The sequence below is a fragment of the Pedobacter frigoris genome (assembly GCF_032678645.1).
GTDB classification, from domain to species: domain Bacteria; phylum Bacteroidota; class Bacteroidia; order Sphingobacteriales; family Sphingobacteriaceae; genus Pedobacter; species Pedobacter frigoris_A.
Genome location: NZ_JAVTSP010000002.1, coordinates 17785 through 35822 on the forward strand (window position 1 = coordinate 17785; position 18038 = coordinate 35822).

The 18038-nt window shown below is 41.6% G+C and carries 16 protein-coding genes; 4 read left to right on the plus strand and 12 right to left on the minus strand.

Annotated features, from left to right (window positions below; translation table 11 throughout):
- Positions 1-5: 5 nt before the first annotated feature.
- The gene (locus R2Q78_RS06455; protein WP_316790037.1) at positions 6-1091 is read right to left on the minus strand and encodes a DUF4407 domain-containing protein; all 1086 of its coding nucleotides are present in this window, start codon (positions 1089-1091) and stop codon (positions 6-8) included.
- A gap of 157 nt (positions 1092-1248) precedes the next feature.
- Between R2Q78_RS06455 and R2Q78_RS06460 the strand changes: the two genes are divergently transcribed.
- Both R2Q78_RS06460 and R2Q78_RS06465 read left to right on the plus strand, forming a co-directional pair.
- Positions 1249-1566, plus strand: a complete 318-nt coding sequence (locus tag R2Q78_RS06460; RefSeq protein WP_316791562.1) for a rhodanese-like domain-containing protein — start codon at positions 1249-1251, stop codon at positions 1564-1566.
- A 2-nt stretch (positions 1567-1568) separates the two neighbouring features.
- A complete protein-coding gene (locus R2Q78_RS06465; protein WP_316790040.1) occupies positions 1569-1757 on the plus strand; it encodes a DUF6358 family protein in 189 nt (62 codons plus the stop codon).
- On the opposite strand, the gene R2Q78_RS06470 is transcribed toward R2Q78_RS06465, so the two are convergent.
- The gene (locus R2Q78_RS06470; RefSeq protein WP_316790042.1) at positions 1744-2781 is read right to left on the minus strand and encodes a dipeptide epimerase; all 1038 of its coding nucleotides are present in this window, start codon (positions 2779-2781) and stop codon (positions 1744-1746) included. The two genes, R2Q78_RS06465 and R2Q78_RS06470, sit on opposite strands and share 14 nt — an antisense overlap.
- A 79-nt stretch (positions 2782-2860) precedes the next feature.
- Between R2Q78_RS06470 and R2Q78_RS06475 the strand changes: the two genes are divergently transcribed.
- Entirely contained in the window at positions 2861-3829 is a 969-nt protein-coding gene (locus R2Q78_RS06475; protein WP_316790044.1) for a hypothetical protein, read from the plus strand.
- On the opposite strand, the gene R2Q78_RS06480 is transcribed toward R2Q78_RS06475, so the two are convergent.
- The 3 genes from R2Q78_RS06480 to R2Q78_RS06490 are packed head-to-tail and all read right to left on the minus strand — an operon-like array spanning position 3826 to position 6918.
- The gene (locus R2Q78_RS06480; protein ID WP_316790046.1) at positions 3826-4443 is read right to left on the minus strand and encodes a rhomboid family intramembrane serine protease; all 618 of its coding nucleotides are present in this window, start codon (positions 4441-4443) and stop codon (positions 3826-3828) included. The two genes, R2Q78_RS06475 and R2Q78_RS06480, sit on opposite strands and share 4 nt — an antisense overlap.
- Positions 4444-4445: 2 nt before the next feature.
- Positions 4446-6188 carry a M14 family metallopeptidase gene (locus R2Q78_RS06485; protein WP_316790048.1) on the minus strand — a complete coding sequence of 581 codons (1743 nt, stop codon included), beginning with the start codon at positions 6186-6188 and terminating at the stop codon, positions 4446-4448.
- Positions 6189-6204: 16 nt separating this feature from the next.
- Positions 6205-6918, minus strand: a complete 714-nt coding sequence (locus R2Q78_RS06490; protein ID WP_316790050.1) for an outer membrane beta-barrel protein — start codon at positions 6916-6918, stop codon at positions 6205-6207.
- A gap of 67 nt (positions 6919-6985) precedes the next feature.
- Between R2Q78_RS06490 and pepT the strand changes: the two genes are divergently transcribed.
- Positions 6986-8239, plus strand: coding sequence for a peptidase T (pepT, locus tag R2Q78_RS06495; protein WP_316790052.1), 1254 nt, complete (start codon positions 6986-6988; stop codon positions 8237-8239).
- A 27-nt stretch (positions 8240-8266) separates the two neighbouring features.
- Here the strand turns inward: pepT and R2Q78_RS06500 are convergent, their stop codons facing one another.
- The 7 genes from R2Q78_RS06500 to R2Q78_RS06530 all read right to left on the minus strand — a co-directional run bounded on the left by R2Q78_RS06500 (position 8267) and on the right by R2Q78_RS06530 (position 18012).
- A complete protein-coding gene (locus R2Q78_RS06500; protein WP_316790054.1) occupies positions 8267-8956 on the minus strand; it encodes a class I SAM-dependent methyltransferase in 690 nt (229 codons plus the stop codon).
- 139 nt (positions 8957-9095) lie between these two features.
- Positions 9096-10496 (minus strand): MBL fold metallo-hydrolase, encoded by a 1401-nt coding sequence (locus R2Q78_RS06505; RefSeq protein ID WP_316790056.1) that lies wholly within the window; start codon positions 10494-10496, stop codon positions 9096-9098.
- 6 nt (positions 10497-10502) lie between these two features.
- On the minus strand, positions 10503-10709 hold the full coding sequence (locus tag R2Q78_RS06510; RefSeq protein ID WP_316790057.1) for a YtxH domain-containing protein: 207 nt from the start codon (positions 10707-10709) through the stop codon (positions 10503-10505).
- Positions 10710-10764: 55 nt separating this feature from the next.
- Positions 10765-13257 (minus strand): outer membrane beta-barrel protein, encoded by a 2493-nt coding sequence (locus R2Q78_RS06515; RefSeq protein WP_316790059.1) that lies wholly within the window; start codon positions 13255-13257, stop codon positions 10765-10767.
- Between the two features lie 9 nt (positions 13258-13266).
- On the minus strand, positions 13267-14391 hold the full coding sequence (locus R2Q78_RS06520; protein WP_316790061.1) for a PepSY-associated TM helix domain-containing protein: 1125 nt from the start codon (positions 14389-14391) through the stop codon (positions 13267-13269).
- Between the two features lie 24 nt (positions 14392-14415).
- The gene (locus tag R2Q78_RS06525; RefSeq protein WP_316790062.1) at positions 14416-15618 is read right to left on the minus strand and encodes a DUF4374 domain-containing protein; all 1203 of its coding nucleotides are present in this window, start codon (positions 15616-15618) and stop codon (positions 14416-14418) included.
- A gap of 33 nt (positions 15619-15651) precedes the next feature.
- Positions 15652-18012, minus strand: a complete 2361-nt coding sequence (locus R2Q78_RS06530; RefSeq protein WP_316790063.1) for a TonB-dependent receptor — start codon at positions 18010-18012, stop codon at positions 15652-15654.
- Between the last annotated feature and the right edge of the window lie 26 nt (positions 18013-18038).

An 18038-nucleotide genomic window follows, 5' to 3' on the forward strand; every position in this document is an offset into this window, starting at 1 on the left:
AAATATTAACTGTTTCTTATCTGATTTTTTCTTTTTTCTATTGCTGTTGACACCCGCGTATCGTGTACTTCATCAATTACCGTGACCTCGAAGTCCCTGTCCTTATCGGATTCATGAACTTGTGCGGTCTCAATGTTTTCTATAGACTTGTCATATGGCCCCCGGCTGCTCATCAGCTTGACAAATACAGGGAGACATTCAAAGAAAACAAAAAGTAATCCAATAAACGTAATGGCGAGCGAAGTATTTAAATCGCGTTTCCCATCGGAGGTAAAGCTCAATTGTCCAAGTGCCCAGTTCCTGTCGGCAAAGCCGGCAATACTGGTCAGACTATCCAGCTCTTTAGTAGTATATAGCTTCTCGGACATGAGGCCGTCAAACTGCTTCCTGCCGTCGACAAAACTTTCCAGCTTTCTGATTTGGGCAGAAAGGGTATCCAGTTGCTGCTGTCGTTGTTGTAGTTCCACTTCCTTCCTTTTCGCGTAAGGCCCGTAGCCCATAATACCAGAGGTTTCCGTGGTTTTATTTCCAAAGATCTCAAAGTTCAGTTTCTGACGATCGGCCTTAATGCCGGCATCCATAGAATCCCGCTGCGCTTTTGTTTCATTCAGTTTGCCGATCTCAATTTTGTATTTATTATCAAAAGCAGCATTCAGGGTATCGATTTTTGAACGCTGGTTGTTGAGGTAACTTACTTTCAGCCGCTCTTTAATCTCTTTATCAAATATCTTCAGTTCAAGCGGACGGGATATGACAATGCCTATCATGATGGCCAGCAAAATGCGCGGCGTTGCCTGCCACACCTGCTTGGTTGTTGATGCACTTTTATTGATGCTGGACACAATGTACCTGTCCATATTGAAAATCGCAAGACCCCAAATCAGACCAAATAACACCGCAAAAATAACAGCTGTTGCATCTCCCTTAAATACAAAGTACATGGCATATCCGCCTGAGAGCGCAGCAAACAATCCAGTGAAAAATATGGTAGCCCCGATGCCAATATATTTATTGTGCTCTGTGGGATGTTTTTCCAGCGTAGAGATATGCGCACCGGAACAAAACCAAAAGAAACGTGATATAGCGTTCATGATATGATCAAAGTTAATAAAGAATACTATTTAAACGCCCGAGGTATTAAGTTGTTACAGTAAAAAGCTTAAAATGATTGCTTTAAGATAAGGCTGCGGCGGTAAAATTGCTTTTATAGGCAAATTTATCTAAGTTTGAAAAAACTTATAGGACATGATTAAGGAAATAACTGTTGAAGAGCTGAAGGAAAAAATAGACAATAATGAAGATTTTCAGCTGATTGATGTGAGAGAAACATTTGAGTATGAAACTTCAAATCTTGATGGTCTGAATATCCCTTTAGGCGGCATTTTAATTGAAGCAGATCAGATTGCCACAGATAAGCCGGTGATCATTCATTGCAGAAGCGGCAAGAGAAGTGCTGCTGCAGTAATGCAATTGGAACAACAATTGGGATTGACCAATCTATACAACCTTAAAGGCGGGATTCTGGCATGGCAGGAAGCTTTTGATCCAAATATGCCAGTTTACTAAGCATGGGAAAAAAGATAGCACTAAATATTTTTTATAACCTGGGTATTATCGTATCTATCTACGGGTCGGTATGGGCATATAATAATGCCAATTACCCGGTGATCGCACTTTTCGTGGCTACCGCAGCCTTTTTTGTTTATCAGAAAATACAGCTCACCAGAGAAGTACGCAACTCACTCAAGAAGAAGTAAACAGCGTAGCTGGTATTTCTTGTAAACCTAATCCGGGCAGGTCATTCAACTGATACCTGCCCGCATTTATTTCCGGGGCTTTAAAAGGATTGTTTTTGGTAAGCGATGGCCCGTCCAGATCCGACCAGTTACAGAGGGGCGCCAATGCAATTCCCGCCAATGTCGCGCAGGAGGTCTCACTCATACAGCCAATCAGAACCTTCATACCGGATGCGCGTGCTTTGAGAATCATCTGATGCGCTTCGTACATTCCCCCGCTTTTCATCAGCTTAACATTAATGCCATGATAAGCTCCTTTTATGGCATCAATATCTGCAAGCCTTTGTACCGCTTCATCTGCCAATATCGGAATAGGGCTTCTGCCGGTTAGCCAGGCATTTCCTTCAATATCGTTTTTATCCATAGGCTGTTCAATCAATAAAGCTCCCTGATCATGCAGCCAGTAAATCATGTCAATTGCCTGAGCCTTGTCTGCCCAGCCCTGATTGGCATCGATATATAAAGGCAGGTTACTTACGCTCCTGATGGTATTGATCAGTTCTTTATCGTTATCTCTCCCAAGTTTTATTTTGAGCACTTTAAATCCCGAAGCATCAGCCACTTTTTCGCGGATTACTTCCGGTGTATCAATTCCGATGGTATAGGAGGTCAGTGGCATTTTTAGCGGATCCGCGCCATAAATCTGGTAGCAGGGCGTACGGGTGATCTTTCCTTTGATGTCATTTAAAGCGATATCTATGGCTGCTTTTATGGCGGGCTGACCTTTATCTATATCATCCAGGTAAGCAATGATGTCTTCAAAATCAAAAGGATAAATGAACCGTTTCCAGTCTACTTTATTCAAAAAAGCAATAGCCGTTTCTACGGTTTCTCCCATATAAGGCACCATGGAAGCTTCGCCATAGCCATCTATGTTTTCGTAGGTCAACCTGATCAGCATGACCGGTGTACTTGTTCTTGAAAATTTTGCAATGGCAAAAGGATGTTTCAGTTCCAGCTGATATGGGATGTAGGCTAACTGCATTGTAGATGTGCTTTGCTAATGTAAAATAATAGGCGTTGAAGCGAATGTAAAAATAATATGCCTAATATTGTGCCACAGTATGAATAGCACGATATACCAACCCTTTAAAAACTTTGATTTCAAGTACAAAAACTGCTTTTTAAGCGGAGATACCTTTAATACACCTGTCGTAGAAACTACAATATTGCCGCAATGGCTGTTAAAGGTTGCCAATTTTACGGGAGATGAACAGATTAAGTTGCTGGATGAAAGTGTACGTTCTTACAATGCACTGAAAGTGCCCTGCAATACAGAGATACTTACGCATTTTATTGAACCATTGGAAGAGAAGATCGCAGGTGCTTTTGCGGGAGGGTATGCGGAAGTTTCAAAACTGGATCAGAAAGACCTGTTCAACTGGATCGGTAAATTTATGTACAGCCTGATCTATATAGAAATGAATGCCGCAGTTCGCCTTCAGCAGCTGAGTGCCGACGGGGTTAATATGTCGCAGGGCTTAATGCATAAGTTTGGCAACCTGCACACCATGATCCAGGGTATTTATCTGGATGTTGTGTTTGAAGATTTTACCCCCTGGTCGATTGTTGTTGTCCCATTGAAGGAAAAAGATACTCCTTTTAGTTTCAGGGATGAGATCAACACGATGACTTTTTCTATGAAATTAAATGACTTCGGAATCATTGCCTGCCTGCAGGACAATGGTACAAATAAAAAATACCATGGAGAACTCATCAGTCAGATTGAAGGGACGGAATTATCGGCTGAACAATTTGAAGAATTGTGTGCCCGGTTTTATTATTCTGCCTATTTGTTTAACCGCTTGCCTGAATATGCCATCCTTCCGGTAGAGGGTTCTATATATATAGATGCTATGCCGCTTAGGGGCACGTTAAATAAACCGCTGTTCGACCATTGGCAACATAAGACTTACGCTCAGGTGCTGCAAGACTTCTGGAAACCATGGGGACATACGTTATTTGAGATCATCAAAGATCCCACAAAACCAATGAGCTATTTCGAACCGGCATCTTTGCCTGAAACCAATTAACCGATTTTTGCCATTAGCTGGGCCAGGAAATTAGGTATCACTCCTGGAACAATCAATACTGTCACAATTAATCCGGTTAACGCACCAAAAAAGTGCGCATCATGATTGACGTTGTCTCCAGATTGTTTTGAGGCATACACGCAGTAGATCAGGTAAAGGGGGCCAAATACAATTGCCCAGATCGGAATAGGTAATGGCATAATCCTCATAATCGAGAATGGCATCAACAAAATAAAGCTAAACAATACGGCGCTTATCGCTCCGGATGCACCGAGGCTATTGTACCACAGATCATTTTTGTGCTTTATTACAGAAGGGATATCACTCAAGATCAACCCAAAGAAATAAATTACTCCGAATTGCCAGGAGCCTATCATTGATTCCAAAGCAAAGGCAAAGAAATAAAAAGTAAACATATTAAAAATCAGGTGCATCCAATCTGCATGGATCAGTCCGCTTGTGATCAGTGTATATATTTTATGCTTGCGGTAAACACTATAGGGATGCAGCATAAACTTACCATACAATCCATGGTCATTAAAAGCATAAATACTGGTCACGATTGTAAATACAAATATCAGGGAGGCAACGGGCGTGTTAATTAAATATTCCATGCTTATTTAAGCGTTAATTTAGTATCGGTTAGTAATCTGGCAACAGGGTATCTCAAATGCGTCTTTTCGTAATAATCAGAATTTTTATAGACAAATTCAAGCTGGGCATCAGCATTTTTACCCAATTCAGGGTTTTTGGCTTTTGCCTCTTCTAGTTTTTCTCTAAGTCCCGGAGTTTTTTTCAATAACTCTGCTGCCGTATCTTCAAATACATAGGAAGAGAAATGCTCCTTCATTCCCAGAATTCCATCAAAGAAATTCCAGTTAAAAAATGAATCCATTGCCTGAGGTTCCAATGTTTCCACAATGTAGCGATTTACTGGCTGGTTTACATACACCAGATAATCTCCTTCATAAAACTGCAGGCTTTGTTTCACCGGATTTAGCTTTACTGCGGAGTGCAGGTAATGTCCCTCGAAAGGCTTGCTCATCGTTTTGTAATCGGCGATATAATAAGATTCTACATCGATCACTGCGTCCTTCTGCAATTGTGACACTTTGACATTGTTTAATTTTAGAAGCCCGATGACTTTATCCCATGCTTTCGGAATGATGTAGGCAATGGGTTTGTCTACTGTTATAGTAGGCTCAAATTTATTCCACTGCTTAATAAACTTGGTATAAGGTGCATTTCTGTCATAGTATAACCGATCAAGGCCGCTGACTTCGCTGGGCTTATATTTTGCCGCGTAACCTTTGAATTCCAGTTCATCAGAAATCTTATCGTTTAATTTCCACTCTAAGGCAAACTTCTGCTGTTTGGCAGTTTCTTCATCGGCCTTACGTTTGTTTTCGCCTATTAATTTAGCATCACGTACCACAACGTCAATATAGATCTGCAACAATTTGTAGGTGGCGTCCACCCTTTTATCGTAGTCTTTTAACATATGGGTTTCGGGCATGAAGCCGATCGTATTGTGCAATGTGGTATAACCCGTCGAATAACGCGGAGACTCCAGAAACCCGGTAATGCCGGCATCGGGCGTTTCCTCTACAGAGTTTACATAAGGAATCATCTCATAGCCGCTCTTTTTCATCTGGTCATATAAGGATGGTATCATCTTGCTGGTCATGTAGTTAGACAATATCGGATTCAGTTTGTCTTTCTGGGTAGGGATCAGCGTCATTACATATTGGTAGTCTGCTCCGTTACTAGTGTGGGTATCTACAAAAATCTCAGGCTGCCAGGTATTAAAGATTTCCTGAAACGTCCTCGAATTCCTGCTGTCTGTTTTGATAAAGTCTCTGTTAAGGTCGTAATTTTTGCTGTTTCCTCTAAAACCATAGGCAACAGGCCCGTTCTGATTGGCCCTTGAAGTGCCTGTTCTGTTGAAACTCCCGTCTATATTATAAACGGGGATGATGCAGATCACTACATCTTTGGACAAACGATCTGACTTTAACAGATCTCTTGCCAGCATCATGCTCGCATCTATGCCTTCCGGCTCACCGGGATGAATACCATTATTGATCAGCAAAACCCTTTTGTTGGCCTTTCTTATGACCAATGGATCAAAAGTTTTGTCCTTCGACAGCACCAGGACATGTAACGGTTTCCCAAAATCTGTACTTCCGTAACTTAGCAATTTAGCCTGTGGATAGGTTGCCGCGAGTGCCTGATAATGTTTGATCGCCTGCTCATAGGTAGCAGTTTCTTTTTTACCGCTTAACTCATATGGTGTTTGTTGTGCTGAAGTATTCATGGTAATGAAGAAAAATAATAAGAGTAGATAGCTATATTTCATGATTCGAGATTGGAAATCAATATAGTGATTTGGAAGACAGACCGATAAAACCAAAATTGTACCTTAAGCCAATGGAGAAGTAGGTATAAATATCCGGGTTGCCATTTTTAAAGATAATGGGCGAATCGTCGTATCCATCCAGACCTTCACCAAGGGTAACATTTGTCTGGTAGTTTACATTTATACCAAACCTTGGTCTTTGTGCAAAATCAGTAAAGTAAAAATTAATCCCCACATTTAAAGGCACCATCAGGTCATTGGAGGAGTTCTTTCCGGGAAACGCATAGGGATTTCCGGAGTTGACAGTACTGGGCTTTACTTCTACACGATTTACTTTATTGTGCACTATTCCTGCACCGGCTCCTATGTAGAACCACTTTACCGCCTTTGCAAGGCTACTCCTGTCGTAATCGATTAAAGCCCCCAGGTATATTTTCCCATTGATACTTGCGGCCTTATATTTATTGATAAACTCTCTTTCATGGGGATCAGTCTGAACGTCACCTCCCCTGATCTGACCCATTTGTAATTCTCCCCCCAGGCTTAAGAATGGGGTAAAGAAATAATCAGCCGTTCCATAGCCTGCAAAATCATATCCATGCTTTTTCACATCGGTAAAGGATTGCGTTGGTCCATATCCGGCACCGAGGCTCAGCTTGTAGAAATTAGACTGTGCGGTTGCATTTAAACAAAGTAATAAGGAGAGAAATGAAATAAAGGTAATTTTCATTGGTATAAATTAGCTGGAGTGGTCTAAATGATAATCTTATATATAACTTTGTTTTTTTAATATGAGTATGCTAAATTATCAAAATAAAAACAAAACACTTCAAAGCCGTTTTACAAAGTATGTGCAGATAGATACACAATCTGATCCGCTATCGAAAACGATACCATCAACGGCCAAGCAAAAGGATCTTGGAAAAGTATTGGTGGCAGAGCTTTTGGAAATAGGAATTGCTGATGCACATCTTGATGAGTATGGGTATGTATATGCTACTATTCCTTCAAATACAGATAAACAAGTACCTGTGATCTGCTTTTGCTCACATATGGATACTTCGCCTGACTGCAGTGGCAAGGATGTAAAGCCAATTATACATACAAATTATCAGGGACAGGATCTTGTACTACCGGATGATCATGCTATTGTTTTAAAAATGTCTGAACATCCTGATCTTAAAGATCAGATCGGAAATGACATCATCACGGCAAGTGGAACAACTTTGCTTGGTGCGGATAATAAAGCCGGTGTTGCGGAGATCATAGAGGCAGCAGCTTTCCTCGTACAGAATCCGGAAATTAAGCATGGAACAATTAAAATCCTTTTTACCCCCGATGAAGAAATTGGCCGCGGGGTAGACAAAGCTGACCTTAAAAAACTAGGCGCTGATTTCGGCTATACCATAGACGGTGAAACCCTAGGTTCTATAGAAGACGAAACTTTCTCCGCCGATGGCGCCGTTCTTACGATCAATGGTGTAAGCGCTCATCCGGGATTTGCCAAAGGCAAAATGGAAAGTGCCATCAAAATATTATCAGATGTAATTGCAGCATTACCTGCCGACTGTCTTTCCCCGGAATCAACAGAATTAAAAGAAGGTTTTATTCATCCGGTAAGTATCAGCGGGAGTGTAGAACAGGCAGAGGCACGTTTTATCCTTCGCGCGTTTAATGATGAAGAGCTTCAGGCCAATGGAGAGCTGCTGGACGCTACCGTTCAAAATATCATTGAGGATTTCCCTAATTCTACTTACGAATTAAAGATTACTGAACAATACCGCAATATGAAAAAGGTACTGGATCAGTATCCTGATATTGTTGCAAATGGCATAGAGGCTATAAAAAGAGCGGGAATTACTCCAAAGCAGCAAAGTATCAGAGGAGGTACTGATGGCTCACGTCTTTCTTTTATGGGCCTTCCTTGTCCGAATATCTTTGCCGGAGAACACGCTTTTCATGGTAAACAGGAATGGGCCTCTGTTCAGGATATGGAAAAAGCAGTCCAGACCATCGTAAACATTGCTGTAGTCTGGGAAGAGAAAGCATAGAGAATATGATTAAGGTATCTGGTGGGGCTAAGCAATTTGTGTAAGCCTCGCCAGGTATTGATCATTCTCATCTTCAAAAATGATTTCTGTATGCCATCCTTGCTGTTTGGCGATATCTATCAAAGTTTTCTGGTCTACATAGATCCACTTGAACCAGTTCCCTTTCACGCTTTTGTATTCATACCTGAAGCTTACTTCCCCGTAATAACCGTTTAATGGGAAGGCTACTTCCTGGTAGAGGTAAGAAAGATCTGAACTGTCAAACACGAGTTGGCCACCGGGATTTAACAACCCTTTTACATGCTTCAAGAAAGATTTCAGTCCGGGAATCGAACCGGTAAGACCAATGCCGTTCATCATGAACAATAAGGTGTCGTAAGTAGCGGCTTTATAGGTAAGGATATTTCCTTCAATTGCTTGTTTCAGTCCGCGCTGCTTCATAATGGTTACCGCAGCAGCAGAGATGTCCATGCCGGTGACATCAAATCCACGGTTTTGCAAGATCAATGCATGACTGCCTACTCCTGCGCCGACATCCAGTATTTTTCCTTTGCAAAGTTCGAGGGCTTTCAGTTCCATTTCGGGCATTTCATCTTCATCCCTAAAGTAGATATCAACAGGCATCTCCTCTGGTTCATCGTAAGAATTATGTACCCATAGGGTCTCAGCGGGTGGTTTTGTATATTGATCCTTTAAAGCTTCACCGAAAACATCCATGCCGCAAACTTAAAAAAAATTCTAAAACTGTCGCCATGTCGTCATGCTGAAATAAACCACGTAGTGCTCTTGAATACTAAAATCAATAGACACTAATGAAAAATTCAGCCTGACGAAAGCGCTAAACATTACAAAAGTGTTACAGTAGCTCAAATTCCTGGTGATATTGTGGAATCTCTACATGTCTAAATCCGTGATCTGATAAGCGCTGCGCAAAATTTTGCTGAACATCATACTCCCCATGAACTAAAAATAGTTGTTTTACTTTGGGAGCATCCTGACCGTCAAGAAATTGCAACAGATCCTCATAATCTCCATGTGCGCTCATTGATTTGATCGCACGTACTTCTGCCGCTACATCATACTCCTGTCCAAATAACCAAACCCTCTTTTGTCCAGCGATCAATCTGCCGGCCAGGGAACCGGGACTTGCATAGCCTACCATTAAAATGGTATTCTTCCGGTCGCTGATATTGTTTCGGATGTGATGCCTCACTCTTCCGCCTTCGGCCATACCAGATGAAGAGATAATAACACAAGGCTGCTGGTCGCTATTCAATGCTTTGGACTCCTCTACACTTTCAATAAACCTCAACCCTTTAAAACCAAAGATGTCACGGTCGGTTTTCATCACTTCCTTTACACCGTTGTTATAAACCTCAGGATGATCCTTCAGTACCTCTGTCGCTTCCAGAGAAAGTGGACTATCTACATAGTAGGGAATGGCAGGAAGTTTTCCTTTTAGTTCCAGTCCGTTCAATGCATACAGCAACTCCTGTGTACGGCCAACGCTAAATGCAGGAATGATGACTTTCCCTTTTTTTTCTAAACAGGTATGCGATATGACCTGTAGTAACATTTCTTCTATGGGATCAAGGTCAGCATGCAAAGAATCACCATACGTAGATTCCATAATGATATAATCAGCCTGAGGGAAAGTTTGCGGACTTTTCAACAGCAAATCGCCATATCTTCCTACATCACCACTAAAAGTAATGCGGGTCTCCTTTCCGTCTTCATTTATTTTCAGATGAACAGCGGCACTGCCGACAATATGCCCGGCATCTGTAAAGCGTAAGCTTACATTCGGATCAATATTAAAATCCTGCTCATAAGGAATGGTTTTAAACTGGCTAAGGGTTTGAGTTACGTCTTCGTCTGTGTATAGCGGCATCTCCTGATCTTCAACCCGCTTGATTTTTCGGTTTGCATATTCTGCATCCTGCATTTGAATCTTAGCCGAATCCATCAAAAGGATTTTCGCCAGATCTTTTGTAGCCGGAGTACAATATATATCCCCTCTAAAACCTTCTGAAACAAGGCGGGGCAACAATCCGCAATGATCTATGTGGGCATGTGACAGCACAAGATAGTTGACCCTTGAGGGTTCAAACCCAAAATGCTCATTTAAATTGTCTGTCACATCCCCCATTCCCTGAAACAAGCCACAATCCAATAAGATTTGAGTGTCGTTATTTAGCGTAATCAGGTGTTTACTGCCGGTTACAGCGCGCGCTGCACCATGAAAAGCAATCTTCATTCAGTATTAGACCCTTGCTTTAGCTATCGTGTCTTTTACCCTGTCGGTAACATCCGCAAGCTTATCTTTAGAAGAATCTATCAGATCACAGAACCAATCAGCTACCTTATCTTTCATATCTCCGCTTTTATCTGATGACAATATCAATGCTACTGCTGCGCCAAGAGCTGCTCCTGCCAATACACCTGCTATAATTTTCGTTTCTTTCTTCATGATCTTTTTGTTTTATGAAAGATAAACAAAAATGAGGCCTAAATGGTTTTTTGTTTTATCCTCCTCCTTTGACCCTGTCCTGTATGTCCTCACTCCCCATTTTCCTTTCTTTTTTTACCAGATTTTGATTTCCGAAGCGATAAGAGAACGAAAGGATTGCCCTTCTGCTGTCCAGACGGATATGACTGTTCATGTCTATATTACCATAAAGCGTGCTTTCTTTAAACTGCTTGCTCTGAAAGATATCATTGACCATCAGCTTGATACTGCCTTTGTCTTTCATTACCAGTTTTTGTATCCCAGCGGAGATCATGTAATTGCCTTTATATTTAGATATTCCGTATACGGAACCTCCGTTGTAAAGAGCATTTAGTTCCATGGTGTATCCTTTACCTGCTTTAAAATTATTTTGAGAATTGACACTAAAGCTGGTTGCTTTGCTATTGAAATCACCATTTTCTCCGGTGCCTTTATATTCATTGCGGAAAACATTTGCAAAATGTGTCCCTGTCCACCATTCAAAGATAGAAGTGGAAGCCGTAAAGCTAAGGCCATAGTTGACCAGTCGGTTCAGGTTACGGGGCATTTCAAAAGTAGTATTCAAATCGTCAATCTGACCGCTCATCCAGGTCATGACATCAGAGGTCTGGTTGTAAGTAAGGGCCGTTGTATATTTACTTTTGAAACTATGGCTCAACTGAAAGGTATTGATCAGTTCTGGTTTTAAGAAAGGGTTTCCCTGATAGAAGAGCAAAGGATCGCGAAATACCCTAAAAGGGTTGAGGTCGCCATAATCAGGGCGTTCTATTCTGCGGCTGTACGCTGCCTGGAGCTGATGATTTTCTCCCAGTGGTTTATTCAAAAACAAGCTGGGAAACAATTGAAAATAACTGCGTTTGATCAGCGAATCGGTAGTGATCTGGTGCCCGGTGGTATGCGTATATTCTCCTCTCAGACCTGCCTGCAGACTAAATCCTTTAAATTCCTTATTGAAATTTACATAGCCTGCATGGATCTGTTCTTTGTATCGGAAGTGGTTACTGCCGTTGGAATCATATTCCCAGTTCCCGTTATTTAACAGGTCGTATCTTAAGTTATTGTCCGAAGAAGTAAAACTACTCTTTAATCCGGTTTCAAATTTCAGCGTCTTTCCAATAGGATCTGTATAATCCACCTTTGCCAGATATACATCAGTTACTGCCGGTACATAGCCTCTCCGGTTGATGCTCGTTCCAGCCTGCCCCCCAGAAGAAGCAAGTGTTGCTGTATTCAGGTTTAGTCTTGAAGTAAAGCTATTGCTGGCAAAATCAGCATCTGCAGAAAGTTCACGACCTTCTTTCTCAAATTTATGCAGGCAATTGACATTATAGGTCAGGTTCTCCCAGTTTTGTTTGTCGTAATTGGTTGTGGCCATATTGCTCAGCAACATTCCAGTATGATCTACCAAAAGGTTGCTCGTTTTACTGTCATGGGTATATTTTCCGATATTTCCGTTGACCAGGAAACCAATAGAATTGTGGTCATTGAATTCGTAGTCCAGCCCAACCCTGAAGTTATTGGTATGTAGCGGCTCGTTTGTTTTGGTATGCTGGTTAGAAGTCCTGTCGGCCATACCCATAGCGATTCCATTGTCATAAAAGCGCCTTATAAAATCGAGGTATTCCGTTTCTCCACGATACCCATAGTCATAACTGCCGTATAGGTTAAGCTTATTGCTGCGGTAATTGAGGTTGAGACCACTTCCATAACGGGCATTTCTACCTGCACCCCCATTTACAGAAACAGTTCCGTTAAAGCCCGTCGCGATATTTTTCTTCATCAGTATATTGATGATCCCCGCATTACCGGCCGCATCATATTTAGCAGAAGGATTACTCATAATCTCTATTTTTGAAATGGAGGCAGAGTTGGTTCCTTTCAGCAAAGTGCTCAATTCTTTAGGTGAGAGGTACGTTTGTTTCCCATTGATCATCACCATCACTCCCGGTCTTCCTTTTAATGAGATTGCACCATCCTGGTCTACTTTTACTCCAGGGGCTTTTTCCAGCAATTCCAATGCGGTATTTCCTTCCGCCAGTATGCTGTTTTCTACATTGATGATGGTTCTGTCTATGCTTTGCTCGATCAGCCTTTTTTCAGCTTTAATGGTCACAGAACTCAAAGTCTTCATGTCCTCTAAAAGCGTGAGTAATCCAAGATCTATCGCTGAATTTTGAGGTGATACGGTAAATGACTTTGATTGGAAGGCAACAAAGCCCATTGTTGTAATTTTTACCTGGTAACTTCCGTGGGGAACCGCATTAAATTTAAATGTACCCAGTGTATCTGTCATCGTTCCTTTAAATACTTCTCCATTCTGTTTTTGCAATGAAACAGAAGCATAAGGCAGGGAGCCTCCATCGGGTGCTACTACCTTTCCGTTTAATTTTCCATGGCTTTGTGCCCATGCAGAAGAAACAGATATCATAAAAAAGAGACCCAGTAATGAATAAGGCAAAGAGATTCCTGCAACAGGAACTTTCCCTGTTGTTTGAATGGTATTTTTCATAGATAGATATTAAACGGTAATTGATTTTTTCTTTTTTCTCCAGGCTTTTCTCTTTTTGCCCCACCAAATGTAAAAGCCTGTAATTGGCAAGCTGGCACAGATCAGGCTGACCAGAAAGTATGGGATTTTGGTATACATACCGGCAAAGTCACCTACGTGTAGGCCATAATTTGAGCGGTTGATCCATTCTGCGACATGCTCATCACGCAACCGGTTATCAGATCCTGGAAGTACTTCCAGCGTATACTGATCCAGATAAACGTCGCGCCAGGTTCCACGGTACATATCTGTACATACATAGAAGGGCTCCGAAGGCTTTTCAGGCCAGGTAACGATCACCTCCTGCGGATTGTGTTCCGCGAGTTCGTAGACTCCCTTATGGTAAGCCTTGTCCATCTGTATCAGGAGGTTAGTTTTGATATTCGTTGTAGTGTCCGACAAAGCCTTGATCCGCGGTTTTTCCGGGCCAGCACCTGCCAGCCAGTTTACACCGTTATTGAACCAGGCAAAGCTCATCATCAGCGCTGTTGCCGCAATAAGTAAAGCGAGCAGGAGTGAATAAAACCCAAGTACATTGTGCAGGTCGTAGTTAATGCGTTTGAATTTTGCCTTCCACCTGATGGTAAAACTCTGCTCCCGGGTCTTTTTAGTCCATCTTTTAGGCCACCATAAGATCAGACCACTGATGGTAATCACAAAGAAGATCAGTGTGGTCCATCCGGTTACCGCATGCCCGATCTCCCTGGGGAACCAGAAGTAATAATGCCCGTCTTTTACAAATTGAAACAAGTCATCTGTAGGAGCAGTGGCTACCACTTCCGCTGTATAAGGATTGACAAATATGGTAGAATCCATCTCGTGGATCCTGAAATGTGCGGTTCTGTTTTCTCCTTTATACCACACCGACTCGATCTCCCGCCCAGGATAGGCCTTCTCTACAGATTTATACAATACCGAAGGCGGAAGGATCTTGCCTCCGGTACTGTTTTCGGCATGAAGCCAGGTTGAGCTCAGACTTTTGATTTCGTGTTCAAATACCAGGATACATCCGGTAATGCCTAAAACAACAACTCCTATTCCGGATATAATTCCGAACCATAAGTGAAACCAGGCATTGATCTTTTTGAAAGTCATCTAATCCGTCTGAATATATTTTTACTATTTAAGTTTTTCGATGCGAAGGATATAATCTATACCACCAACAAACTCAACTCCTTTGGTTAATTTATCCGTAGCAGGATCGTACTGCCAGATATAATCTCTATCAGCAGCATTCACAGCGATGAAAGCTTTGCCATCTTCTACAATAACTCCGTTTACCATACGCTCACCTTTATCTGCCGGAAGGTCAAGTTTTTTAATGAATGTTCCGTTTCTGGCATCCACTACGCAGAAATAGTGGTCTGTATCTATAGATGTTCCGGCTATACGTGAACGTATAATTGCTTTGCCATTCCCGATGTACCACATTGCCGGTGCTTTTTCATTGTTTGATGCGGCGGAGAAGTTAAAGTAGTAAGTAGGGTCTATTTCAGTTGTTCCGGCTTTGATCCTGTACATCGCTGAAGGCCTGTTGTAATCATAGATATTTACCGGGTCACTGATGAAATAAAGATCGTTGTTCTCGTCCACAAAAGAAGATGGCGCATATACATTAGGTCCGCCAAGACCTGTTGAACGGCTCTCTTCCAAAGATTTCTCTACGCCCATAGTCGCGTAATCAATCACCGCTACAAATGATTTTGCATAGACCGGCATGTTCGGATATTGTGTCCAGTCTGTTGAAGTGAAGGTATATGCTAAAAATAATTTATTGGAGCGGTATTCCGCAAAGCCGATGTTATAAGCACCAAAGCCATTCGCAATTGGGTTTAGGTTAAGCTTCCCTGTTTTAATGGTCATTTTATCTACCTTGATGATCGCATATCTGGCTTCGCCTTTACCATCACCAAAAATTACAAGCGTGTTGTTATCCACCCAGGTGTATGAACTCCAGTTCAGATATGAAAAAGGAATTTCTTTATCAATCAACAGGACGCCATTTTCTACATGATATTTTCCCAGACGGCCACTTCCAGCATTGGCATGGTAGTAAAAGCCATCTCTTTGGATCACATCCTGGGCATATACTTTTCCTGTCATTTCAGCGCCATTACCTTTCAGACTGATGGTGCCGCCTGTCAGTGACGAAATGCTGGAAATATAATATGCAGTGTTTGGCCAGCTGCCTACACAAAGGATTGCTGAATATTTTGTTCCTTCTTCTACGTTTCCTATGTTTCTCTTTTCACATCCGCTAATGGACAACAGCACAAAGGCGATCATCAATATGCTGGCGGGTAAATTAAATAGTCTTTTCATCTTGTATATTTTGTATTTAATCTTTTCTATTAATTATTGAATGAAGTATCTGAATTTAACCGAGAATGCTCTTCCTGGCTTTTGAAGTTTAAAGTTGTCATAAGCGAGGTGGTCTGTTAAATTCCTGCATTCCGCAGAAATGTTGTATCTGCCTTTTTTCATGGAATAACTCAAAGCAGCATTGTGGATAAACTGTGTAGGGATGTCAGATTTTCCATTAGGATTTCCTTTACTCTCCCAGGTCAGGTAAAACCAGTTGATGTATTGTGTAAACCAGTTGAACTGCAGGCGGGTATCTTTTCCAAGCAAATTGTCTTTACCTATTGTAAAATCCGCATTTCCAAACAACCATGGTTGATTAGGGATTTTATTATTGTAAGTACCCTCAACATAATAAGAATCGGTTTGTCCGGCTTTAGTGGTGTTAATGGCATTTTGATATGTCATGTTTAAGGTAACTGAAAGCAACTGGTCATAGCTATATCTCAGCTCCGACTCAAAACCTGTAATACGAACGCTTGACTGGTTTTCATTTTTCAGCACATTTGAACGCAGGTCAGGTACAGGAAATATAAAGTCCTTTGCATTGCGGTAAAAACCTGAGGCTTCAATAAAGAATGAATTCTTGTTGATGTTGAAACTATAGAAAGCACCCAGATTGATATTGTCACTGCTTTCAGGTTTTAGGTCTGGATTGCCCTGAAGATTCAGTCCATCTCCAAACATTTCTTCAGCTTCCTGCAAACGGTAAGCATGCTCATAAGAAGCTTTAATGCCTAAACCAGGAGTTAGTTTATACCTGGAAGCAATCCCGTAACCCATATTGCTTGCGGTTGTGTCCTGCGCTGTCAGGATGCGGTTGATGTATTTAGCCCGGTCCAGTCCCAGATTATAATACTTGGCGAAAAATGTGTTTACCAGTTTTCCCTCCAGAAAGTCCTGCTGATATGCCAAACCTAAAATCTGTTTATTGATTTTACCTGGTAAGCTGTCGCGTTCTACCTGTAAAGCATTATAATTTTTATTCTTCAGGTGATCCAGGGTATAGTTCAGGTTCAGGGAGTGGTTCGGATTGATCACATAACTCAAATTAGCCATTGCATAAGTTCTTGGTCTTTTTATAACCCCGATGGTTTTTATGCCATTACCCATTTCCGTATATCCGCTTTCATTCCATGTACCCCCCCAGTTGTATTTGCCAAAAAGCGTATCTGTAGTTCTGTAGCTGTCTGCAGAGCGTGCTGCAAATGCGCTAAGACTCAACCCTTCGGTAAACAAATTATCTTTTTTATACCGGATCGTAGCACTTTTAGCATAGCTGGTTCTTGTGACATTCCCATATACTGTTTTTTGATCAAAGCCTGTTTGCAAATCCTGATGCGCTTCATTATAGCCTGCACCAATAAATAAAACATCTGCCCATCTTTTGTTGGTGATACCAGCTTCCAGCTGACCAAGAACAGAAAAATAATTATCGTGGAAACGTCTGGCGTCTGCAACAGCATATTCTGCTCCGTTCAAATCAGAGATGTAATTGCCTTCTCTGGTACCGCCAGTGATCACATCCACCCCTTTCATTTTATAATTGTTGTCGGATGAGTTTAAAAACCCACTTGCCTTTACAATAATGCCTGTTTTTTGATCTGTGTACTGACCTGTTAAAGCAGACCTGTTGGTATTAAAAGAGCCATAACTGTGACTTACATCCAGGTAGTTGTTTACCTTCTGACTGGTCACCACGTTTACTGCACCACCCATTGCATCTGCGCCAAGTGTTACAGGAACTACACCCTTATATACTTCAAGACGGTCGGCAAGGTTTACTGGAATATTGTTTAATGACATTGCGCTACCCATTACTTCCATGGGAATTCCGTCGATAAAGAATTTCACCTGTTTACCCGATAAACCATTGATCGAAAACTTGAAGTCAGAACCAAGACCGCCCTGCTCACGGATCCTAACACCGGTACTTCTGTTCAGGATTTGGTTCAAATCAGCAGTTGTATTGGCAAATTTCTTAGCATCAATGGCATTTACTGTAAAGCCAGATTCTTTAGCCTCCTGCACTTTCGTCTTCCTGTTGATGTTCACATCATGCAGCTGATTAGGATCCTTGGTTAAGGTCACATTGATCACCTGATTTTCATTCTCTTTTACCGTTACCTTGATGATAGACTTGATATAGCCCAGGTAAGAAACCACCATATTATATGATCCGGGTTTTATTCCCTTTAGCTCATAATGACCATTATCATCTGTAGAGACACCAATTTTTGTTCCTCTTAACAAAACAGTAGCTCCTGAAATGTTTTCGCTGCCATCTTTAACATGGCCTGAGAGTGTTTGAGTCGTTTGAGCAAAAGCGCCAAATGATATTGCGCTGAATAGCATTAAAAGTAAAGTTTTCCCGTATGACA

Bases quoted from the DNA above. Each gene is read 5' to 3' on its own strand.
- R2Q78_RS06520 (WP_316790061.1), bottom strand. From the start codon at position 14,391: ATGACTTTCAAAAAGATCAATGCCTGGTTTCACTTATGGTTCGGAATT.
- R2Q78_RS06505 (WP_316790056.1), bottom strand. From the start codon at position 10,496: ATGAAGATTGCTTTTCATGGTGCAGCGCGCGCTGTAACCGGCAGTAAA.
- R2Q78_RS06515 (WP_316790059.1), bottom strand. From the start codon at position 13,257: ATGAAAAATACCATTCAAACAACAGGGAAAGTTCCTGTTGCAGGAATC.
- R2Q78_RS06455 (WP_316790037.1), bottom strand. From the start codon at position 1,091: ATGAACGCTATATCACGTTTCTTTTGGTTTTGTTCCGGTGCGCATATC.
- R2Q78_RS06470 (WP_316790042.1), bottom strand. From the start codon at position 2,781: ATGCAGTTAGCCTACATCCCATATCAGCTGGAACTGAAACATCCTTTT.
- R2Q78_RS06510 (WP_316790057.1), bottom strand. From the start codon at position 10,709: ATGAAGAAAGAAACGAAAATTATAGCAGGTGTATTGGCAGGAGCAGCT.
- pepT (WP_316790052.1), top strand. From the start codon at position 6,986: ATGCTAAATTATCAAAATAAAAACAAAACACTTCAAAGCCGTTTTACA.
- R2Q78_RS06475 (WP_316790044.1), top strand. From the start codon at position 2,861: ATGAATAGCACGATATACCAACCCTTTAAAAACTTTGATTTCAAGTAC.
- R2Q78_RS06465 (WP_316790040.1), top strand. From the start codon at position 1,569: ATGGGAAAAAAGATAGCACTAAATATTTTTTATAACCTGGGTATTATC.
- R2Q78_RS06480 (WP_316790046.1), bottom strand. From the start codon at position 4,443: ATGGAATATTTAATTAACACGCCCGTTGCCTCCCTGATATTTGTATTT.
- R2Q78_RS06490 (WP_316790050.1), bottom strand. From the start codon at position 6,918: ATGAAAATTACCTTTATTTCATTTCTCTCCTTATTACTTTGTTTAAAT.
- R2Q78_RS06485 (WP_316790048.1), bottom strand. From the start codon at position 6,188: ATGAAATATAGCTATCTACTCTTATTATTTTTCTTCATTACCATGAAT.
- R2Q78_RS06530 (WP_316790063.1), bottom strand. From the start codon at position 18,012: ATGCTATTCAGCGCAATATCATTTGGCGCTTTTGCTCAAACGACTCAA.
- R2Q78_RS06525 (WP_316790062.1), bottom strand. From the start codon at position 15,618: ATGAAAAGACTATTTAATTTACCCGCCAGCATATTGATGATCGCCTTT.
- R2Q78_RS06500 (WP_316790054.1), bottom strand. From the start codon at position 8,956: ATGGATGTTTTCGGTGAAGCTTTAAAGGATCAATATACAAAACCACCC.